We start from the raw sequence: 15556 nt of genomic DNA, 5'->3' as shown, positions 1-15556 counted from the left end.
TGACCAACATCAGTCGGCATCGCTTGCGCAACGCACAGCCGCAAAACCACTCAATTCGGCGATCAGGCTGCGATACTTCGCCGCTTCGCACCACTCCCGGACGTGTTTTTGTTTGACGCAGGTCACATGTGCAGCGTTCGAGATCTCCGACATGCTGGCCTGTGCATGCCCAATTTCCGCTGCCGGGAGCCGGCTCAGCGCTCCCGAAGGCCTCCAGGAGGGGACCGACGATGCCCGACACCGTGCTCTACGAGGTGACCGACGGACTCGGGACGATCACGATCAATCGTCCCGACGCCATGAACGCGATGAACACCGAGGCCAAGGTCGCCCTGCGGGAGGCGGTGCTGGCCGCGGCCGCGGACCCGGCGGTGCGGGCGGTCCTGCTGACGGCGGCCGGGCGGGCGTTCTGCGTCGGCCAGGACCTCAAGGAGCACATCTCCTCGCTGGCCGCCGACCGCGAGGCGGGCACCGGCACCACCATGAGCACCGTGCGGGAGCACTACAACCCGATCGTCCGGGCCCTGACCGGGATGCCCAAGCCGGTCGTCGCGGGCGTCAACGGGGTCGCCGCCGGTGCGGGCCTGGGCTTCGCGCTGGCCGCGGACTACCGGATCGTCGCCGAGACCGCCGCCTTCAACACGTCCTTCGCCGGGGTCGCGCTGACCGCCGACTCGGGTGTGTCCTGGACGCTGCCGCGGCTGATCGGCCACGGCCGGGCCGCCGACCTGCTGCTCTTCCCGCGTTCGATCACGGCGCAGGAGGCCCTGGAGCTGGGCCTGGTGAACCGGGTGGTGCCGGCCGCCGCGCTGGCCGCCGAGGCGACGGCCGTGGCGCGGGCGCTCGCGGAGGGCCCGACGGCCGCGTACTCCGCGCTGAAGGCGTCGCTGGCGTACGGATCGTCGCACGGACTCGCCGAGACGCTGGAGAAGGAGGACGAGCTCCAGACGGCGGCGGGCGCTTCGGAGGACCACGCGATCGCGGTCCAGGCGTTCATCGACAAGGCCCGGCCCACGTACCTGGGCCGCTGACCGGCTCCTCCTCGTACGCCCCGAAACTCGTACGTCCCGAAAGGCGGGGGCGTCAGGAGCCGCCGCCCCGGGCCACGCAGTCGGCCAGGTGGTCGTCGACCAGGCCGCAGGCCTGCATCAGGGCGTAGGCCGTGGTGGGGCCGACGAAGCGGATGCCGCGCTTCTTGAGGTCCTTGGCGAGCGCCGTCGACTCCGGGGTGACGGCGGGGACGTCCGCGAGCGTGCGGGGGGCGGGGCGGCCGGCCGGGCCCGGGGCGTGGGACCAGACCAGCCGGTCGAGGTCGCCCTCGGGCCATTCGGCGAGGACGCGCGCGTTGGCGAGGGTGGCCGTGATCTTGGCGCGGTTGCGGATGATGCCGGGGTCCGCGAGGAGGCGGGCGGCGTCGGTGTCCGTGAAGCGGGCGACCTCCGCGATCCGGAAGCCCGCGAAGGCGGCGCGGAAGCCCTCGCGGCGGCGCAGAATGGTCAGCCAGGACAGGCCGGATTGGAAGGCCTCCAGGCACAGCCGTTCGTAGAGCGCGTCGTCGCCGTGGACCGGGCGGCCCCACTCCGAGTCGTGGTACGCCGTGTAGTCCTCGGTGGCCAGGCCCCAGGGACAGCGCAGGGCGCCGTCGGGGCCGGGGGCGGCTGCGGTCATGGCTTGGGCTCCTCGGCGGCGGGGGGCGCGTCCTGGCGGTCGGGCGTGGCGGACGGCGACGCGGGGGCGGGGTCCGGCGCGGGCGCGGACTCGGGTGCGGGGTCCGGCGCGGGTGCGGGCATGGTGTCAGAAGGGGCGGGGGGCCCGGAGGCGTGGCGCTTGGCGAAGAGGTCGGGCCCGCCGACCGTGGTGGCCTGGGCGCCCGCGAGCGCCGCTTCGAGTTCGGCGATACGGGAGTCCCGCTCGGCCAGTTCCGCGCCGACCCGGCCCAGGACGTCGTCCACGTCGGCCATCCGGTACCCCCGCACGGCCAGCGGCAGGCGCAGCGCCTCGATGTCCGCGCGGCCGATCGGGCGGGTCAGCGGCAGCGGGTCCACGAGGTGGTCGGGGGCGGCCTCGGGCAGCGGCCCCTGGTCGCCGCCGGCGCCGACGACGGCGAGCGTCACGGCAGCGACGACCACCACCATCGCCAAGAGCAAGAACACGAACACGAGCGTCTCCCCGGGCACGGGCCCGCACAGTTGACCTGCGCGGCGACCTGATCAGTACGGAATCCTTCCGGCCCCGATCGTGCCACGCGGGTGTGACAGTTAAGGTCGCAGACGGCCTCCATCAGGGCCGTACAGGTCCGTGACGAGGAGGAATCTGCAGATGCTGCGGCTGGGACGGCGCGTTTTCGAGACGCACGAGCCGGTGATCATGGCGATCGTGAACCGCACCCCGGACTCCTTCTACGACCAGGGCGCGACCTTCCGCGACGAACCCGCGCTCGCCCGCGTGGAACAGGCGGTGTCGGAGGGGGCTGCCATCATCGACATCGGCGGGGTCAAGGCGGGCCCCGGCGAGGAGGTGAGCGCCGAGGAGGAGGCGCGGCGGACGGTCGGTTTCGTCGCGGAGGTGCGGCAGCGGCACCCCGAGGTCGTGATCAGTGTCGACACCTGGCGGCACGAGGTCGCCGAGGCGGTCTGCGAGGCGGGCGCCGACCTGCTGAACGACGCGTGGGGCGGCGTCGACCCCGAACTCGCCCGGGTCGCCGCGCGGTACGACGTCGGGCTCGTGTGCACGCACGCGGGCGGGGCCGAGCCGCGCACCCGGCCGCACCGGGTGACGTACGAGGACGTCATGGCGGACATCCTGGACGTCACGGTGGGGCTGGCGGAGCGGGCCGTGGCGTTGGGGGTGCGGCGCGACGCGATCATGATCGATCCCGGGCACGACTTCGGGAAGAACACCCGGCACAGCCTGGAGGCGACACGGCGGCTCGGGGAGATGGCGGAGACGGGGTGGCCCGTGCTCGTGTCGCTGTCGAACAAGGACTTCGTCGGGGAGACGCTGGACCAGCCGGTCAAGGAGCGGGTGATCGGGACGCTGGCGACGACGGCCGTGTCGGCGTGGCTGGGGGCGCGGGTGTACCGGGTGCACGAGGTGGCGGAGACGAAGCAGGTGCTGGACATGGTGGCGTCGATCGCGGGCCACCGGCCGCCGGCGGTGGCCCGCCGGGGGCTGGCCTGACCCCCACCCTTCCCCGGCGGAGGAGCCGGCCCGGCCCTCCCGCCGACGGGTGGCGGCGGCCGGGGCCCGTCCCGGACGCCCTCCCCGCGCCCCCCTGGGGGCACGGGGGGCGCGTGGGTCAGGAGGGGGTGGGAGAGCCGGTTTCCTTGGTGACGAGGGCCACGGCCTCCTCCACGTCGTCCGTGACGTGGAACAGCAGCAGGTCCCGCTCCGAGGCCTTGCCCTGGGCGATCACCGTGTTGCGCAGCCAGTCGACCAGGCCGCCCCAGTACTCCGTCCCGAACAGGACGATCGGGAAGCGGGTGACCTTCTGGGTCTGGACCAGGGTCAGGGCCTCGAACAGCTCGTCGAGGGTGCCGAAGCCGCCCGGAAGGACCACGAAGCCCTCCGCGTACTTCACGAACATCGTCTTGCGGACGAAGAAGTAACGGAAGTTGACCCCGATGTCGACATGCGGGTTGAGCCCCTGTTCGAAGGGGAGCTCGATGCCCAGGCCGACCGAGACGCCGTTCGCCTCGCGGGCGCCCTTGTTGGCGGCCTCCATGGCGCCGGGGCCACCGCCGGTGATCACCGCGAAGCCCGCCTCGACGAGGGCGCTGCCGATCCGTACGCCCGCGTCGTACTCGGGGGTGCCGACGGGGGTGCGGGCGGACCCGAAGACACTGATGGCGCTCGGGAGTTCGGCGAGCGCGCCGAAGCCCTCGACGAACTCGGACTGGATGCGCATGACCCGCCAGGGGTCGGTGTGCACCCACTCCGAGTCGCCCTCGGTGTCGAGGAGACGCTGGTCCGTCGTGCCGGGCTGGACCTGTTCCCGGCGGCGCAGGACCGGACCGAGCCGTTGCTCCTCGGGCGTCCGTCCCTCTTCAGGATGCGTCATGCCGTGCTCCCTTCGCTGCCGTACGTTGTCCGGTCAGGGTAGGTCCACAGGTGTGACGAATGAGGAAATTCAGGCCGTCAGCCAGGCGTGGAGTCGCTCCTCGCCCTGCCGGATCCTGGCGACCTCGACGCGTTCGTCGCGCTTGTGGGCGAGGAGCGGGTCGCCGGGGCCGTAGTTCACCGCCGGTACGCCCAGCGCGCTGAAGCGGGCGACGTCCGTCCAGCCGAACTTGGGGTTGGCCCTGCCGCCGACCGCCGCCATGAACGCCTGCGCGGCCGGGTGGGAGAGGCCGGGGAGGGCCGCCGGGGAGTGGTCGTCCACGACGAACTCCGCGATGTCGCAGTCGGCGAAGACCTCGCGGACGTGGGCGAGGGCCTCGTCGGGCGAGAGGTCGGGGGCGTAGCGGTAGTTGACGGTCACCGAACAGGCGTCGGGGATGACGTTGTTGGCGACGCCGCCTTCGACGCGGACGGCGTTGAGTCCCTCGTGGTACTCCAGGCCGTCGATCACCGGGCGGCGCGGCTCGTACGCGTCCAGCTTCGCGAGGATCGGCGCGATCTTGTGGATGGCGTTGGAACCCATCCAACTGCGCGCGGAGTGGGCGCGCTCGCCGGCGGTGTGCAGGACGACGCGCAGGGTGCCCTGGCAGCCGCCCTCCACCTCGCCGTACGACGGCTCCAGGAGTACGGCGAAGTCGGCCGTGAGCCAGTCGGGGTGGGCGGCGGCGACGTGGCCGAGGCCGTTGAGGTGGGCGGCGACCTCTTCGTTGTCGTAGAAGACGAAGGTGAGGTCGCGGTTGGGCTCGGGGACGGTGGCGGCGATCCGGAGCTGGAGGGCGACGCCGGCCTTCATGTCGCTGGTTCCGCAGCCCCAGAGCACGCCGTCCTCGTCGAGGCGGGAGGGGACGTTGTCGGCGATCGGGACGGTGTCGATGTGCCCGGCGAGGACGACGCGTTCGGCGCGGCCGAGGTTCGTGCGGGCGACGACGTTGTTGCCGTGGCGGTCGACGGTGAGGTGGGGGTAGGCGCGCAGCGTCTGCTCGATGGCGTCGGCGAGGGGCTTCTCGGTGCCGCTCTCGGAGCGGAAGTCGACGAGCTGGGCGGTGACGTGGGCGGCGTCACGGGTGAGGTCAAGGGGGGTTTCGGACATGGGTCCGAGCCTAGTGCGGGGCACTCCGGTCAGGGGTGCGGGGAACTGAGCGACCACCCCCGCCGCTCCCGCACGGTTCCCACCGTGGGTGGCGCCCCGTTCAGGGGCGCGGGGAACTGCGCGACCAGCCACGACGCTCCTGTACGGAACCGTTCCCCTTGGCCGCGCGGCGAGCGCTTTAGGGAAAGGGGCGGGTCCGGGGCCTCTCTGCCCGAGCCGGGCGGGGCTGATGCGTCCGGTACGGGGCTGGGGTCTCGACCTTGGCGGAGATGCTTGCCCGGCGCAGGCGCTCACGTGAGGGGGCGGCACCCGGGCGGGCCGGGAGCGGGAGGGGCCGCCCCCTTGCCCGCCCTCCCCCAAGCTCTCGGCTTCGCTCGAGCAGGGGGTACCCCCCTCGCCCCCTTGGGGCGGCCCCGTCGCCCAAGGGGGCTGGGGGCGAAGGCGGGCTGCGATGGCCGAGAGGAAGGGGGCTCAGGGGCGAAGGCCAAAGGAGCGGGGGCGGCAGGGAGGCTGCGATGGCCGAGGAGACGGGGGGGGAGGGGCGGCTCCGGCGTCCAAGGGGACGGAGGCTGAGGGGGGTTGGGGGTGTGAGGGGTCGGGTGGGGGATGTGTGGGGAGGAGGGAGGGTGAGGCTCCAGTACCTTGGGGGCGTGGCTCAGGTTCGTGGTTCTTCGCCCCTTCGCCGCCGCGCCGTACGCATCGGCGCCGGTGTCGCCGTGCTCCTGGCGCTCGCCGGATACGTGGCCGTGCAGTTCTTCGCCGGCGGCCAGGGCGACACCCGGTGTTCCGTGCGGGGTGGCGCGGAGAGCGGCGCCCGGTACGAACTCACCACCGAGCAGGCCGTCAACGCGGCGACCATCTCCTCCGTGGGCACCTCGCGCGGCATGCCCGAGCGCGCGGTGACCATCGCGCTGGCCACCGCCCTCCAGGAGTCCGCCCTGCGCAACATCGGGCACGGGGACCGGGATTCGCTCGGCCTGTTCCAGCAGCGGCCCTCGCAGGGGTGGGGCACCGAGAAGCAGATCCTCGATCCCGCGTACTCGGCGGGCCGCTTCTACCAGCACCTCACCGAGGTCCCCGGCTATTCGCGGCTCCCGCTGACCGTGGCCGCCCAGCGCGTCCAGAAGAGCGGTTTCCCGCAGGCGTACGCCAAGCACGAGCCGGACGCCGCCCTGCTGGCCTCCGCCCTCACCGGCCGCACCCCCGCCTCGCTGTCCTGCGAGTCCCGCCGCGGCGACGACAGCGCGCCGGGCGATCCGGCGGAGGTCAGGAAGCGCCTGGTACGGGACTTCGGCGCCGGGGTGCTCCCCCGCAGCCGGGCGGCGGCGGGCGCGCCCGAGGCCCGTACCGTCGTCGTGCCCGTGCCGGCGGGGTCCGGAGCGGGCAGGGCGGCGGCCTCCGACGTGAACGCCTCCCCGCAGCAGCGGGGCTGGGCGCTGGCCCACTGGGCGATGGCGCACTCCGCCGAACTGCGCATCGGCCGCATCGCGTACGCGGGCCACGAGTGGCGCACCTCGGAGGCATCGAAGGGCTGGCAGAAGGTTCCGGCGGACCGGGCCGGCACGGGCGAAGTACGGATCACCACCTCCCCGTAGCGCGAGTTCGCCCGCCGGTTCACCCGCACCGCGACCCGTCCGGACAAAAAACCGATAACGGGCAGATCACTTCTCGGTCAAGGCCGGGTCACCGTCCGAACACCGGGCGATCACCCGTCCACCGTGTCACTCGAAGGGGGTGCCCGGGCCGCCCCGGAAGAACGCGCGCCCGCACCCCGCCCCACCTCGGGCTCCGTCCGGGAAATCCCTTGGGCGGAAAGGGAAGGAAGCACCTTTCCCATCCGGCGGGCGCAGCGCCTTTGACCGTTTTTATCCGCACCGGACCAGGTGCCGCATTGCGAACTCTTTACCTCGGCCCACCGCAACCTCCCCCGCCCTCCGAGCGGTTGTCATGGCGTCCGATCGCCGGACAGACAGCGCCTCACAAGCGTCCACAACGTCTTCTCCCGCTAAGGAGCACCATGTCCCTCCCCCTGGCTCGTCGGATCGCCCGCGCCGCCCTGCTCAGCGCCGCAGGCGCAGCGTCCGTGGTCGGTGCGGCCGGCTCCGCCAGCGCGGTCGACCTCCCGGCTGCCCCGAACCTCGGTGGCCTGACCGCGCTGGACGGCGCCGGTCTCGGCGACACCGTCGACGGTGCGTCGCAGAAGGCGTCCAACGTGGCGGGCGACACCGGCAGCGCTGCCGTCAAGAAGGCCGTCCCGGCCGCCGGCAAGACCGTCGGCAAGGCCGGCAAGACCGCCACCCCCGCCGCTCAGAAGGCCGCCGGTGACGTCGCCGGAAGCGCCGGTGAGGTGCTCGGCGAGACCGCCAAGACCGCCACGGACGGCGGCCTGCCCACCGGCGGCCTGCCCACCGGTGGTCTGCCGACCGGCGGCCTGCCGGGCGCCGGCACCCTGCCCGTCCAGGGCCTGCCGCTCGGCTGAGCCGCGCCGCTCCTGACGAAGGGGCCCCGGGAGGGCGAATCTCCCGGGGCCCCTTCGCGTGCGTACGGCGGACGTGCGTGACGGGGGGGCTCAGCCCGCCAGGCGGGCCACCGCCGCGGCGACGCGCTCGTCCGTGGCGGTGAAGGCGACGCGCACGAACCGGGCGCCCGCCGCGCCGTAGAAGTCGCCCGGCGCCACCAGGATGCCCAGCGACGCGAGGTGGGCGACCGTCTGCCAGCAGTCCTCGTCGCGGGTGACCCACAGGTAGAGGCTGGCCTCGCTGTGCTCAACCCGGAAGCCGTGCGCGACCAGCGCCTCGCGCAGGGCCGTGCGGCGGGCCGCGTACCGTTCGCGCTGCTCGGCCACGTGCGTGTCGTCGCCGAGCGCGGCGACGGTGGCGGCCTGCACCGGGGCGGCGGTCATCATGCCGCCGTGCTTGCGGATCTGCAGCAGGTCGCCGAGGACGGCCGCGTCACCGGCGACGAAGGCGGCCCGGTAGCCCGCGAGGTTGGAGCGCTTGGAGAGGGAGTGGACGGCGATGACGCCCTCGTACGTGCCGCCGCAGACGTCCTCGTGCAGGACGGAGACCGGGTCGGTCTCCCAGCCCAGCTCCAGGTAGCACTCGTCGGCGACCAGCAGGACGGAGTGCTCGCGGGCCCAGGCGACGATCCGGGTCAGCTCGTCCTTGCCGATGACCTCGCCGGTGGGGTTCGAGGGCGAGTTCAGCCACAGCAGCTTGACCCGGGCGGGGTCGAGGTCGGCGACCGGGTCGTCGTAGACCACGTGCTCGGCGCGGGCCAGCCGGGCGCCCACCTCGTACGTCGGGTAGGCGAGCCGGGGGAAGGCGACCTGGTCGCCGGGGCCGAGCCCGAGCTGGGTCGGCAGCCAGGCCACCAGCTCCTTGGAGCCGACCACCGGCAGGACGTTGGCGTGCCGGACCCCGCGGGCGCCGAGCCGCCGCTCGACCCACCGCACCAGCGCGTCGCGCAGTGCCTCCGTGCCCCACACCGTCGGATAACCGGGCGAGTCCGCGGCGGCGACGAGTGCCTTCTGGATCAGGTCGGGGACCGGGTCGACGGGGGTGCCGACGGAGAGGTCCACGATGCCGTCCGGGTGGGCCGCGGCCGTCTTCTTGTACGGCTCCAGCTTGTCCCAGGGGAAGGCGGGGAGGCGGTCGGTGACTGAGGACACGGTGCGGTTCGCTTTCTCGTACGGAGCGGGGAGAGGGGCGCAAAAGCCCCGGCCCCGTACGGCGGCGAAGGCCGTACGGGGCCGGGGCCGGCACTCAGTGGCGCCTGCCGCCTACTGGTTCTGCGGCGGCAGCGCGGCGATGAACGCGTGGTCGCGCTCGATCAGGCCCAGCTTGGAGGCACCACCGGGCGAACCGAGGTCGTCGAAGAACTCGACGTTCGCCTTGTAGTAGTCCTTCCACTCCTCCGGAGTGTCGTCCTCGTAGAAGATCGCCTCGACCGGGCAGACCGGCTCACAGGCACCACAGTCGACGCATTCGTCCGGGTGGATGTACAAGGACCGCTGGCCCTCGTAGATGCAGTCGACCGGGCACTCCTCGATGCACGCCTTGTCCTTGACGTCGACACAAGGCTGCGCGATGACGTAGGTCACGCTGTCGTTCCTCCTCGATAGGGCGCGGCGGGCCGAGCTTCTCCGGCTCCGTCCACGGGCGCGCGGGAGCGCGGCGTCGTGCGATGCCCGCACCTAGTATCTCCGTTCCCGGGCACGATCCGAACAGGAGGGGTGGACAGAGCTGTGGAATTCACTGCCGGCGGACGACTTGAGGTCCGGCTGACGCCGGATGACGTGGGCAAACGGGTATCAGTCCGGCGTCTGACCGGGGACTCTGCCGCGGGCGCCCGATTCGCGGACGTGGTCGGCGTGCTCACCTCCTGGACCGACGGTGTGCTGTCGATCACACGAAAGAATGGTGAAACGGTACGGCTCGACGCCTCCGCGGTGGTCGCCGCCAAACTCGTGCCCGCCGCCCCCGCGCGGCGGCGCGGCCCCGCCGCGACCTTCGCCGAGCTGGCCGCGGTGACCGCGCGGGCGTGGCAGCCGCTGGAAAGCGAACGGCTCGGCGGCTGGACGCTGCGGGCCGCGAACGGTTTCACGCGACGCGCCAACTCCGTGCTGCCGCTGGGGGACCCGGGGCTCGCGACGGACGAGGCGCTGGCGTACGTGCGCACGTGGTACGAGTCCCGGGGGCTTCCGGCGTACGTCCAGGTGGCGACCGGCGCCGAGGGGACGCAGGAGCTGCTGGGGGCCGAACTGGCCGACAACGGCTGGGAGCTGGAGATGTCGGCGCTGGTGCGGATCGCGGCGCTGGCGCCGGTCGGGGACCTGGACGCAGGCCCCGCCGAGGCAGACGTGGTGCTGACGCGGGCGGCGGACGCGGCGTGGCTGGCGCGCTATCAGCGCTTCGAGACGCCCGGGCCCGAGGTGGAGAAGGTGCTGCACAGCGGGCCTTCGGTGTGGTTCGCGACCGTGCCGAGTACGGAGCCGGGGAGGGCGGCGGCGATCGGGCGGTGCGTGGTGGACGGGCGGTGGGCCGGATTCTCGGCCGTCGAGGTCGATCCCGCGTACCGGCGGCGGGGGCTGGCGACGGCGGTGATGGCCGTGCTGGCGCGCAGGGCGCTGGACGAGGGCGCGTCGGCGGCGTGGCTCCAGGTGGAGGCGGACAACGAGGGGGCGCGCGCGCTGTACGAGGGGATGGGATTCGCCACCCATCACCGTTACCACCACTACCGGGCGGCCTAGCGCGGGCACGACCGGACGGGCACGACCGATTCACGGAACGGGTACGAGGGTTTCATGGACGACGCAGCAGACGGCACTGCCGGTGGTGGACTTCCCGACTGGCGGGCGCGGTTCGCCGAGGAGGCGCGGGCGGAGCGCCCCGATCTGGCGACGCTGTGCCTGTTGATCGGCGCGGTCGCCGATCCGGAGCTCGGGCAGGCCGGGATCGACGAGGCGCAGATCGAACTGGACCGGCTGGCGGGGCTGCTGCCGTTCCGCCCGGCCGGGCCCCGGTCGTGGGCGGCGGCCCTGGGGGAACTCCTGGGCGCGCGCTGCGGGTTCGAGGGCACGCCCGGGGACTACCAGCGGCTGGACTCCTCGCTGCTCCCGGCGGTGCTGAAGCGGCGGCGGGGGCTGCCGATCCTGCTGTCGGTGGTGTGGCTGGAGGTGGCCCGGCGGGCCGGGGCCCCGGTGTACGGGGTGGCGCTGCCGGGGCACTTCGTGGTGGCGTTCGGCGAGCCGGGCGGGCAGGTGCTGGCGGATCCGTTCAACGGGGGCAGGCTGCTGACCGGGACGGACGCGGAGCTGCTGGTGGCGGGGGCGACGGGGGAAGGGCTGGACGCGTCGATGCTGCGGGCGGCCGATCCGCTGGACATCGTGCTGCGGGTGCTGAACAACATCCGGGCCTGGGCGGCGGCCAGGCCCGAGCGCAGCGACGTACAGCTGTGGGCGGTGGAGCTGGCGCTGCTGCTGCCCGCCCATCCGGCGCGGCTGCGCTACGAGAGGGCCCGGCTCCTGGTGGAGCGGGGCGACTTCCTGGGCGGGGCCCGGGAGCTGGAGGCGTACGCGGACGTGGTCCAGGCGGTGGAACCGTCGTCCGCGGAGGCGATCAGGGGGCGGGCCAGGGCGGCCAGGGCCCGCCTCAACTGACCGTTCGGGGCCACCGGCGATCTGGCGGGTGGTGGCGTCGAGCCGGTTGCGGAAGTTCGCCGGGGCGGTCCGCGTCGTGCGTGCGGCGAGCGGCGTTCCCCGTGGGCGGCGGGCCGGGCGACGGCGGCCCGGGGCTGCCGCGACTCGACGGTCGTGCGGACGAGTCGCCCCCGTACCGCCCGGGCGGCACGGGGGCTCCGGTGGCACGGGGGTCACGGATTCAGGTCGATGGCCTGCGTCCGTTCGGCGGCCGTCTTGCCGACCAGCGCCTTCTGCATGGCGTCGCGTACGTCCTCCATGGAGACCGGACGCTTGCCGGAGGGGTCGTTGACCATGACGTTGTCGAAGGTGGAGCCGCACAGCTCCTTGAGCACCTTCAGGTCGTACACCGGCGTCAGCTTCCCGTTGACCGCCTTCATCGACAGGATCTTCGGCAGCGACTTCGCGGGCCCGAGGGGGATGGACTGGCCACCCGCCGTGATCTTGACGTTGGCCGACATGGCCGGTTCGGCGAACTCCTTCATCGCGCGGTCGAGTTCGGCCTGGGTGACCGTCGGCTGCTTGGCGACGGCGGGCAGTTCGACCGGGACCGTCCTGCCGCTGCGCACCTGCGCGAGGTAGGCGTCGCGCACCTTCGCCATCGACGCCTGGACGTCGAGCGCCTTGCCGGGCTTGCCCGGTACGGCGACCGCCTTGCCGGGCACGAACTTGACGGTGCCCTCCGACGCCGTGCCCGAGGTGCCCGCCAGCGACGTCAGCGCGACCGTCAGCTTCTCCTCGTCGACCGGGATCACCGGCTGGGCGATGCGCGCGCCGCCGAACAGGGAGCCGACGACGGACACCGGGTTGTAGTCGGTGCCGGACGCGCCGCGCACCGTCTCCTGGCCGTCCAGGGACAGGCCGGCGTTGGCGGGGGCCAGCTCCGTCCTGCGGCCGTCGACGCTGAGCTGGAGGGGCAGCGTGGCCCGCTTGCCGAGCGCCGCGTCCAGCTTGACGACGGCCTCGTCCTTGGTGCCGCCGCCGATGTCCACGCCGAGGACGGTGGTGCCCTTGGGCACGTCGGTGTGGTTGAGCAGCAGCCCCGCGCCGTACACGCCGCCCGCGATCACGACCACGCCGACGGCCAGCAGGACCACCTTGGAGCGGCCCTTCTTCGCGGGAGCGGCGGGCTTGGGCGCGGGCGGCGGCGCCGGTTCGTCGCGTACGGGAGCGCCCTGGCCGGGGCCGGACGCGCCCGGCGGGTCCGGCAGCCGGGGGGCGGGACGGGGCCCGGTGGGGAACTGCGGGCGCGGCCCGTCGGGCTGCACCACCGGGACACCGCTGGTCAGGGTGTCGCCGGAGACGTGTCCAGGGGGCGCCATGGGGCCGGGGCCCGGGCGGTCGTCGCGGGGGTCGGTCTGCGGGGTGAGGACGGCGGTGTCGTCGCCCGGACCGCCGACGCCGTTCCCGCCGGTGAGCGGGTTCGTACCGTACGCGGGGGGCGCGCCCTGACCGGGGCGGGCGTCGGGCCAGGGACCGGAAGCGGAACCCGAACCGGGCACCTGGTGCCGTCCGGTGGTGTCCATGCCCGGCATCTGGTGCTGGCCCGTGGTGTCCATGCCGGGCATCTGGTGCTGGCCGGTCGTGTCCATGCCCGGGACCCTGTGCTGACCCGTGGTGTCCATGCCCGGGACCCTGTGCTGACCCGTGGTGTCCATGCCCGGGACCTGGTGGCGGCCGGTCGGCTCGGGGGTGAAGTCCCGGCCGCCGGTGGGGGCCTTGGGGGTCAGGGGGCTGCTGCCGCTGGCCGGGCCCGTGGTCGGGCCGGTGGGGCCCGCGACGGGGCCGCTCTCCGGGAGGCCGGCGCCGTCGGTGAAGTACGGCAGGCCGCCGCCCTGGGCCGGGGCGGGAGCGGCCGGACGGTCCGGCGTGGGCTGCGGCGTCACCGGGGACTTGCGCGGCGCGAACCAGTCGCTGGCCGGCTTCTCGTCCCCGGAAGCGGAACCCGCCGCGGAGCCCTCCGCGCCCTGCTCGCGCACGGTGGCGCCCTGCACGCGGGTCGGCAGCGGCGGCTGGTCCGAGGCGGCGGAGGCGGCCGGAGCGGCGGACGACGCCGTGGGCGCGGCGGAGAGCGGCTCGGAGGGCGGCCACACGGTCTCGCCGGTGCTCTCGGCGTCCGCGGCCCCACCGGCCGACGACCCGTCACCCTTGCCGTCCGCCATGGGCTTGCGCATGACGACGGGCGGGATCGGGCGCGACCCGGGAATGTTGATGCGGATGCGGGTGGTCAGGGTCGTCTCGGTCCTGGGCTCGTCCGGCTCCACGGCCTCGGCGGGCTCGTCGTGCGCGTCCGCGCCGGTCCCGGCGTCGGTCCGGCCGTCCTGGTGGAGCGAGGGGTACGGGCTCTGTCCGTACGGCGTCGTACCCGAGGGGTACGCGGTTCCACCGCGCCCCTGCGCGCCGGAGGACGAACTGTCAGTTTCACGACTCAAGGCAGGTTCTCCCGGTTGGCTCCACCGCTCGTTCTCTTGACCATGTGCTGCGGGCGGCTCGGCGGCGCGCACCACCATACTGGCCGCCGTCGGCCCGGACCCCGCCGCCGTGGATACGGGCAACACCCGTACAACAGCGCGGGCGGGGACGGTGCGGCGGGACCGGCTGCGGAGATCGGGCGGGGAAAAAGCGGAGGGAAACAGAAGGAAGGGGGAAGGAAGGGATGCGTCAGTTCCCCGGCCGGGCCGGGTCCTTGGCGGGGACGGGCAGTCGGGGCATCGTGGCGCAGATCACAGCGAGCACGACGCCGCCGATGAGAAAGATGCTCGCCCCGGTGCCGCCGCCGACCAGGAGGTCGCCCTCGGTACGGCCCGAGGTGGCCGCCAGCACGGCGAGCAGCCAGCCGAGGCCGGGCACGGCCGCGCCCAGCCGGGTGCCGAGCGCGTACGTGCCGCCGTAGAAGAGGCCGCCCGCGGCGAGCAGCGAGAGCAGCAGCCCGGCCGGTGCGAGCACCCCGGCGACCAGCGCCCCGGCGATCCCGGTGAGGGCGCCGAGGACGAGGAGCAGCAGGTAGGCGGGGATACGCCGGGGGTTCACCGGCTGGGTCATCAGGAGCGAGGGGCCCGTGACGGCCGTGGCGCCGGCCCCGGAGGAGGAGGCGGCGGTCCTCGGGGCACCGGTCGACCTGGCGACACTGCGCTTGCCGGCCGCAGACTTCGCGGACGCGGTCCTGCCGGTCGCGGACTTGGCCGATGCGGACTTCGCAGGCGTGGGTTCCGCCCCGGAAGGCGGCTGGTCCCGGCTCACGCGTCGACCCCCGCGAAGAGGTCGGTCTCGACGGGTTCGTCGCCCTCGGGATCGCGGGAGGGGATGACCCGCTCGTAGTACTCGGTGGTGAAGACGGGCTGGGCCAGCTCGTTGGAGAGCAGGAACCAGGGCTCGTGCACGGTGATCTGCGTGGCGTGCGCGCGCATCGCGGCCGTCTTGGCGACGGCGTACGCGGTGCCGTCGATCGCCGTGGTGACGTGCTCCTCGTCGACCACACCCGGCACGTCGTCGACCGGGGCGATGCCCGGGAAGCCGGGGTCCTCGGCGCGCAGCCGGGCGAAGGCGTCCTCGGCGACGGGGCGCGGGACGCGGTTCCAGTACACCTTCTCCACGGCGTGCGGGGCGCCGAAGTCCGGGCGGTAGGTCGGCTCGGCGGCCAGTTCGGTGGCGCGCATGGCGACGCGGTGGGCCTGGATGTGGTCGGGGTGGCCGTAGCCGCCGTCCGGGTCGTACGTCACCAGGACCTGCGGGCGGACCTCGCGGATCACCTGCACGAGGTACGAGGCGGCCCCGTTCACGTCCGCGTGCCAGAAGGCGTTCTCGCGGTGGTTCTGCGGGGTGTTCATCATCCCGGAGTCGCGGTAGTGGCCGGCGCCCGCCAGGAAGCGGTGGTCGGTGACGCCCAGCTCCTTCATGGCGGCGGCCAGTTCGGTGGCCCGGTGGGGGCCGAGCGTGTCGTCCCGGTCGGCGGCGAGGTGGGCGAGGGAGGGCGGAATGATCTCGCCCTCCTCGCCCTGGGTGCAGGTCACCAGGGTGACCCCGGCGCCTTCGGCCACGTACTTGGCCATGGTGGCGCCGTTGTTGATCGACTCGTCGTCGGGGTGGGCGTGCACCAGGAGCAGACGACGGGTGGGGAGCTCGGTCATGGGAACAGCCTACGAGGTGGG

Annotated in this window: 16 protein-coding genes; 6 read left to right on the top strand and 10 right to left on the bottom strand. The window is 73.6% G+C overall.

The window, feature by feature from the left end; translation table 11 throughout:
- Nucleotides 1–9: 9 nt before the first annotated feature.
- On the bottom strand, nucleotides 10–153 hold the full coding sequence (locus ACZ56L_RS21260) for a hypothetical protein (RefSeq protein WP_401756229.1): 144 nt from the start codon (nucleotides 151–153) through the stop codon (nucleotides 10–12).
- A 77-nt stretch (nucleotides 154–230) separates the two neighbouring features.
- Between ACZ56L_RS21260 and chcB the strand changes: the two genes are divergently transcribed.
- Nucleotides 231–1031, top strand: a complete 801-nt coding sequence (chcB, locus tag ACZ56L_RS21255) for a 2-cyclohexenylcarbonyl CoA isomerase (RefSeq protein WP_401756232.1) — start codon at nucleotides 231–233, stop codon at nucleotides 1029–1031.
- 52 nt (nucleotides 1032–1083) lie between these two features.
- Here the strand turns inward: chcB and ACZ56L_RS21250 are convergent, their stop codons facing one another.
- Nucleotides 1084–1668, bottom strand: a complete 585-nt coding sequence (locus tag ACZ56L_RS21250) for a DNA-3-methyladenine glycosylase I (RefSeq protein WP_468686179.1) — start codon at nucleotides 1666–1668, stop codon at nucleotides 1084–1086.
- On the bottom strand, nucleotides 1665–2159 hold the full coding sequence (locus ACZ56L_RS21245) for a DivIVA domain-containing protein (RefSeq protein ID WP_468686180.1): 495 nt from the start codon (nucleotides 2157–2159) through the stop codon (nucleotides 1665–1667). The genes ACZ56L_RS21250 and ACZ56L_RS21245 overlap by 4 nt, the downstream gene beginning before the upstream one ends.
- 160 nt (nucleotides 2160–2319) lie before the next feature.
- On the opposite strand from ACZ56L_RS21245, the gene folP reads away from it, so the two are divergent.
- Nucleotides 2320–3180, top strand: coding sequence for a dihydropteroate synthase (gene folP, locus ACZ56L_RS21240; RefSeq protein ID WP_471065595.1), 861 nt, complete (start codon nucleotides 2320–2322; stop codon nucleotides 3178–3180).
- Between the two features lie 118 nt (nucleotides 3181–3298).
- Here the strand turns inward: folP and ACZ56L_RS21235 are convergent, their stop codons facing one another.
- Nucleotides 3299–4060 carry an LOG family protein gene (locus ACZ56L_RS21235; RefSeq protein ID WP_345228587.1) on the bottom strand — a complete coding sequence of 254 codons (762 nt, stop codon included), beginning with the start codon at nucleotides 4058–4060 and terminating at the stop codon, nucleotides 3299–3301.
- Between the two features lie 69 nt (nucleotides 4061–4129).
- Nucleotides 4130–5209 carry a succinyl-diaminopimelate desuccinylase gene (gene dapE / locus ACZ56L_RS21230; RefSeq protein WP_345228588.1) on the bottom strand — a complete coding sequence of 360 codons (1080 nt, stop codon included), beginning with the start codon at nucleotides 5207–5209 and terminating at the stop codon, nucleotides 4130–4132.
- 650 nt (nucleotides 5210–5859) lie between these two features.
- Here dapE and ACZ56L_RS21225 point away from each other — a divergent pair.
- A complete protein-coding gene (locus ACZ56L_RS21225; RefSeq protein WP_468686181.1) occupies nucleotides 5860–6804 on the top strand; it encodes a hypothetical protein in 945 nt (314 codons plus the stop codon).
- Between the two features lie 422 nt (nucleotides 6805–7226).
- Nucleotides 7227–7688, top strand: coding sequence for an ATP-binding protein (locus ACZ56L_RS21220; protein ID WP_345228590.1), 462 nt, complete (start codon nucleotides 7227–7229; stop codon nucleotides 7686–7688).
- A 90-nt stretch (nucleotides 7689–7778) separates the two neighbouring features.
- On the opposite strand, the gene dapC is transcribed toward ACZ56L_RS21220, so the two are convergent.
- Both dapC and fdxA read right to left on the bottom strand, forming a co-directional pair.
- Entirely contained in the window at nucleotides 7779–8879 is a 1101-nt protein-coding gene (gene dapC / locus ACZ56L_RS21215; RefSeq protein WP_345228591.1) for a succinyldiaminopimelate transaminase, read from the bottom strand.
- A gap of 111 nt (nucleotides 8880–8990) precedes the next feature.
- Entirely contained in the window at nucleotides 8991–9311 is a 321-nt protein-coding gene (gene fdxA / locus ACZ56L_RS21210; protein ID WP_018956287.1) for a ferredoxin, read from the bottom strand.
- A 144-nt stretch (nucleotides 9312–9455) separates the two neighbouring features.
- Here fdxA and ACZ56L_RS21205 point away from each other — a divergent pair, with 144 nt between their 5' ends.
- Both ACZ56L_RS21205 and ACZ56L_RS21200 read left to right on the top strand, forming a co-directional pair.
- Nucleotides 9456–10460 (top strand): GNAT family N-acetyltransferase, encoded by a 1005-nt coding sequence (locus ACZ56L_RS21205; protein WP_471065592.1) that lies wholly within the window; start codon nucleotides 9456–9458, stop codon nucleotides 10458–10460.
- A 54-nt stretch (nucleotides 10461–10514) separates the two neighbouring features.
- Nucleotides 10515–11369 carry a transglutaminase family protein gene (locus ACZ56L_RS21200; protein ID WP_468686183.1) on the top strand — a complete coding sequence of 285 codons (855 nt, stop codon included), beginning with the start codon at nucleotides 10515–10517 and terminating at the stop codon, nucleotides 11367–11369.
- 212 nt (nucleotides 11370–11581) lie between these two features.
- Here the strand turns inward: ACZ56L_RS21200 and ACZ56L_RS21195 are convergent, their stop codons facing one another.
- From ACZ56L_RS21195 to mshB, 3 genes are all read right to left on the bottom strand, one after another.
- Entirely contained in the window at nucleotides 11582–13840 is a 2259-nt protein-coding gene (locus ACZ56L_RS21195) for a peptidoglycan binding domain-containing protein (protein ID WP_471065589.1), read from the bottom strand.
- A 229-nt stretch (nucleotides 13841–14069) separates the two neighbouring features.
- A complete protein-coding gene (locus tag ACZ56L_RS21190; protein WP_471065587.1) occupies nucleotides 14070–14648 on the bottom strand; it encodes a DUF6113 family protein in 579 nt (192 codons plus the stop codon).
- Nucleotides 14645–15535 (bottom strand): N-acetyl-1-D-myo-inositol-2-amino-2-deoxy-alpha-D-glucopyranoside deacetylase, encoded by an 891-nt coding sequence (gene mshB, locus ACZ56L_RS21185; RefSeq protein WP_471065585.1) that lies wholly within the window; start codon nucleotides 15533–15535, stop codon nucleotides 14645–14647. The genes ACZ56L_RS21190 and mshB overlap by 4 nt, the downstream gene beginning before the upstream one ends.
- Nucleotides 15536–15556: the final 21 nt, after the last annotated feature.

This window comes from Streptomyces sp. NPDC039736 (assembly GCF_055596485.1).
The sequence above is the reverse complement of the archived record's forward strand: the minus strand, read 5'-3'. Positions and strand labels throughout refer to the sequence as shown.

What these genes read in the sequence shown, in the direction of transcription:
- ACZ56L_RS21260 (WP_401756229.1), bottom strand. Translation starts at nt 153, where the DNA reads ATGTCGGAGATCTCGAACGCTGCACATGTGACCTGCGTCAAACAAAAA.
- chcB (WP_401756232.1), top strand. Translation starts at nt 231, where the DNA reads ATGCCCGACACCGTGCTCTACGAGGTGACCGACGGACTCGGGACGATC.
- ACZ56L_RS21250 (WP_468686179.1), bottom strand. Translation starts at nt 1,668, where the DNA reads ATGACCGCAGCCGCCCCCGGCCCCGACGGCGCCCTGCGCTGTCCCTGG.
- folP (WP_471065595.1), top strand. Translation starts at nt 2,320, where the DNA reads ATGCTGCGGCTGGGACGGCGCGTTTTCGAGACGCACGAGCCGGTGATC.
- ACZ56L_RS21235 (WP_345228587.1), bottom strand. Translation starts at nt 4,060, where the DNA reads ATGACGCATCCTGAAGAGGGACGGACGCCCGAGGAGCAACGGCTCGGT.
- dapE (WP_345228588.1), bottom strand. Translation starts at nt 5,209, where the DNA reads ATGTCCGAAACCCCCCTTGACCTCACCCGTGACGCCGCCCACGTCACC.
- ACZ56L_RS21220 (WP_345228590.1), top strand. Translation starts at nt 7,227, where the DNA reads ATGTCCCTCCCCCTGGCTCGTCGGATCGCCCGCGCCGCCCTGCTCAGC.
- ACZ56L_RS21200 (WP_468686183.1), top strand. Translation starts at nt 10,515, where the DNA reads ATGGACGACGCAGCAGACGGCACTGCCGGTGGTGGACTTCCCGACTGG.
- mshB (WP_471065585.1), bottom strand. Translation starts at nt 15,535, where the DNA reads ATGACCGAGCTCCCCACCCGTCGTCTGCTCCTGGTGCACGCCCACCCC.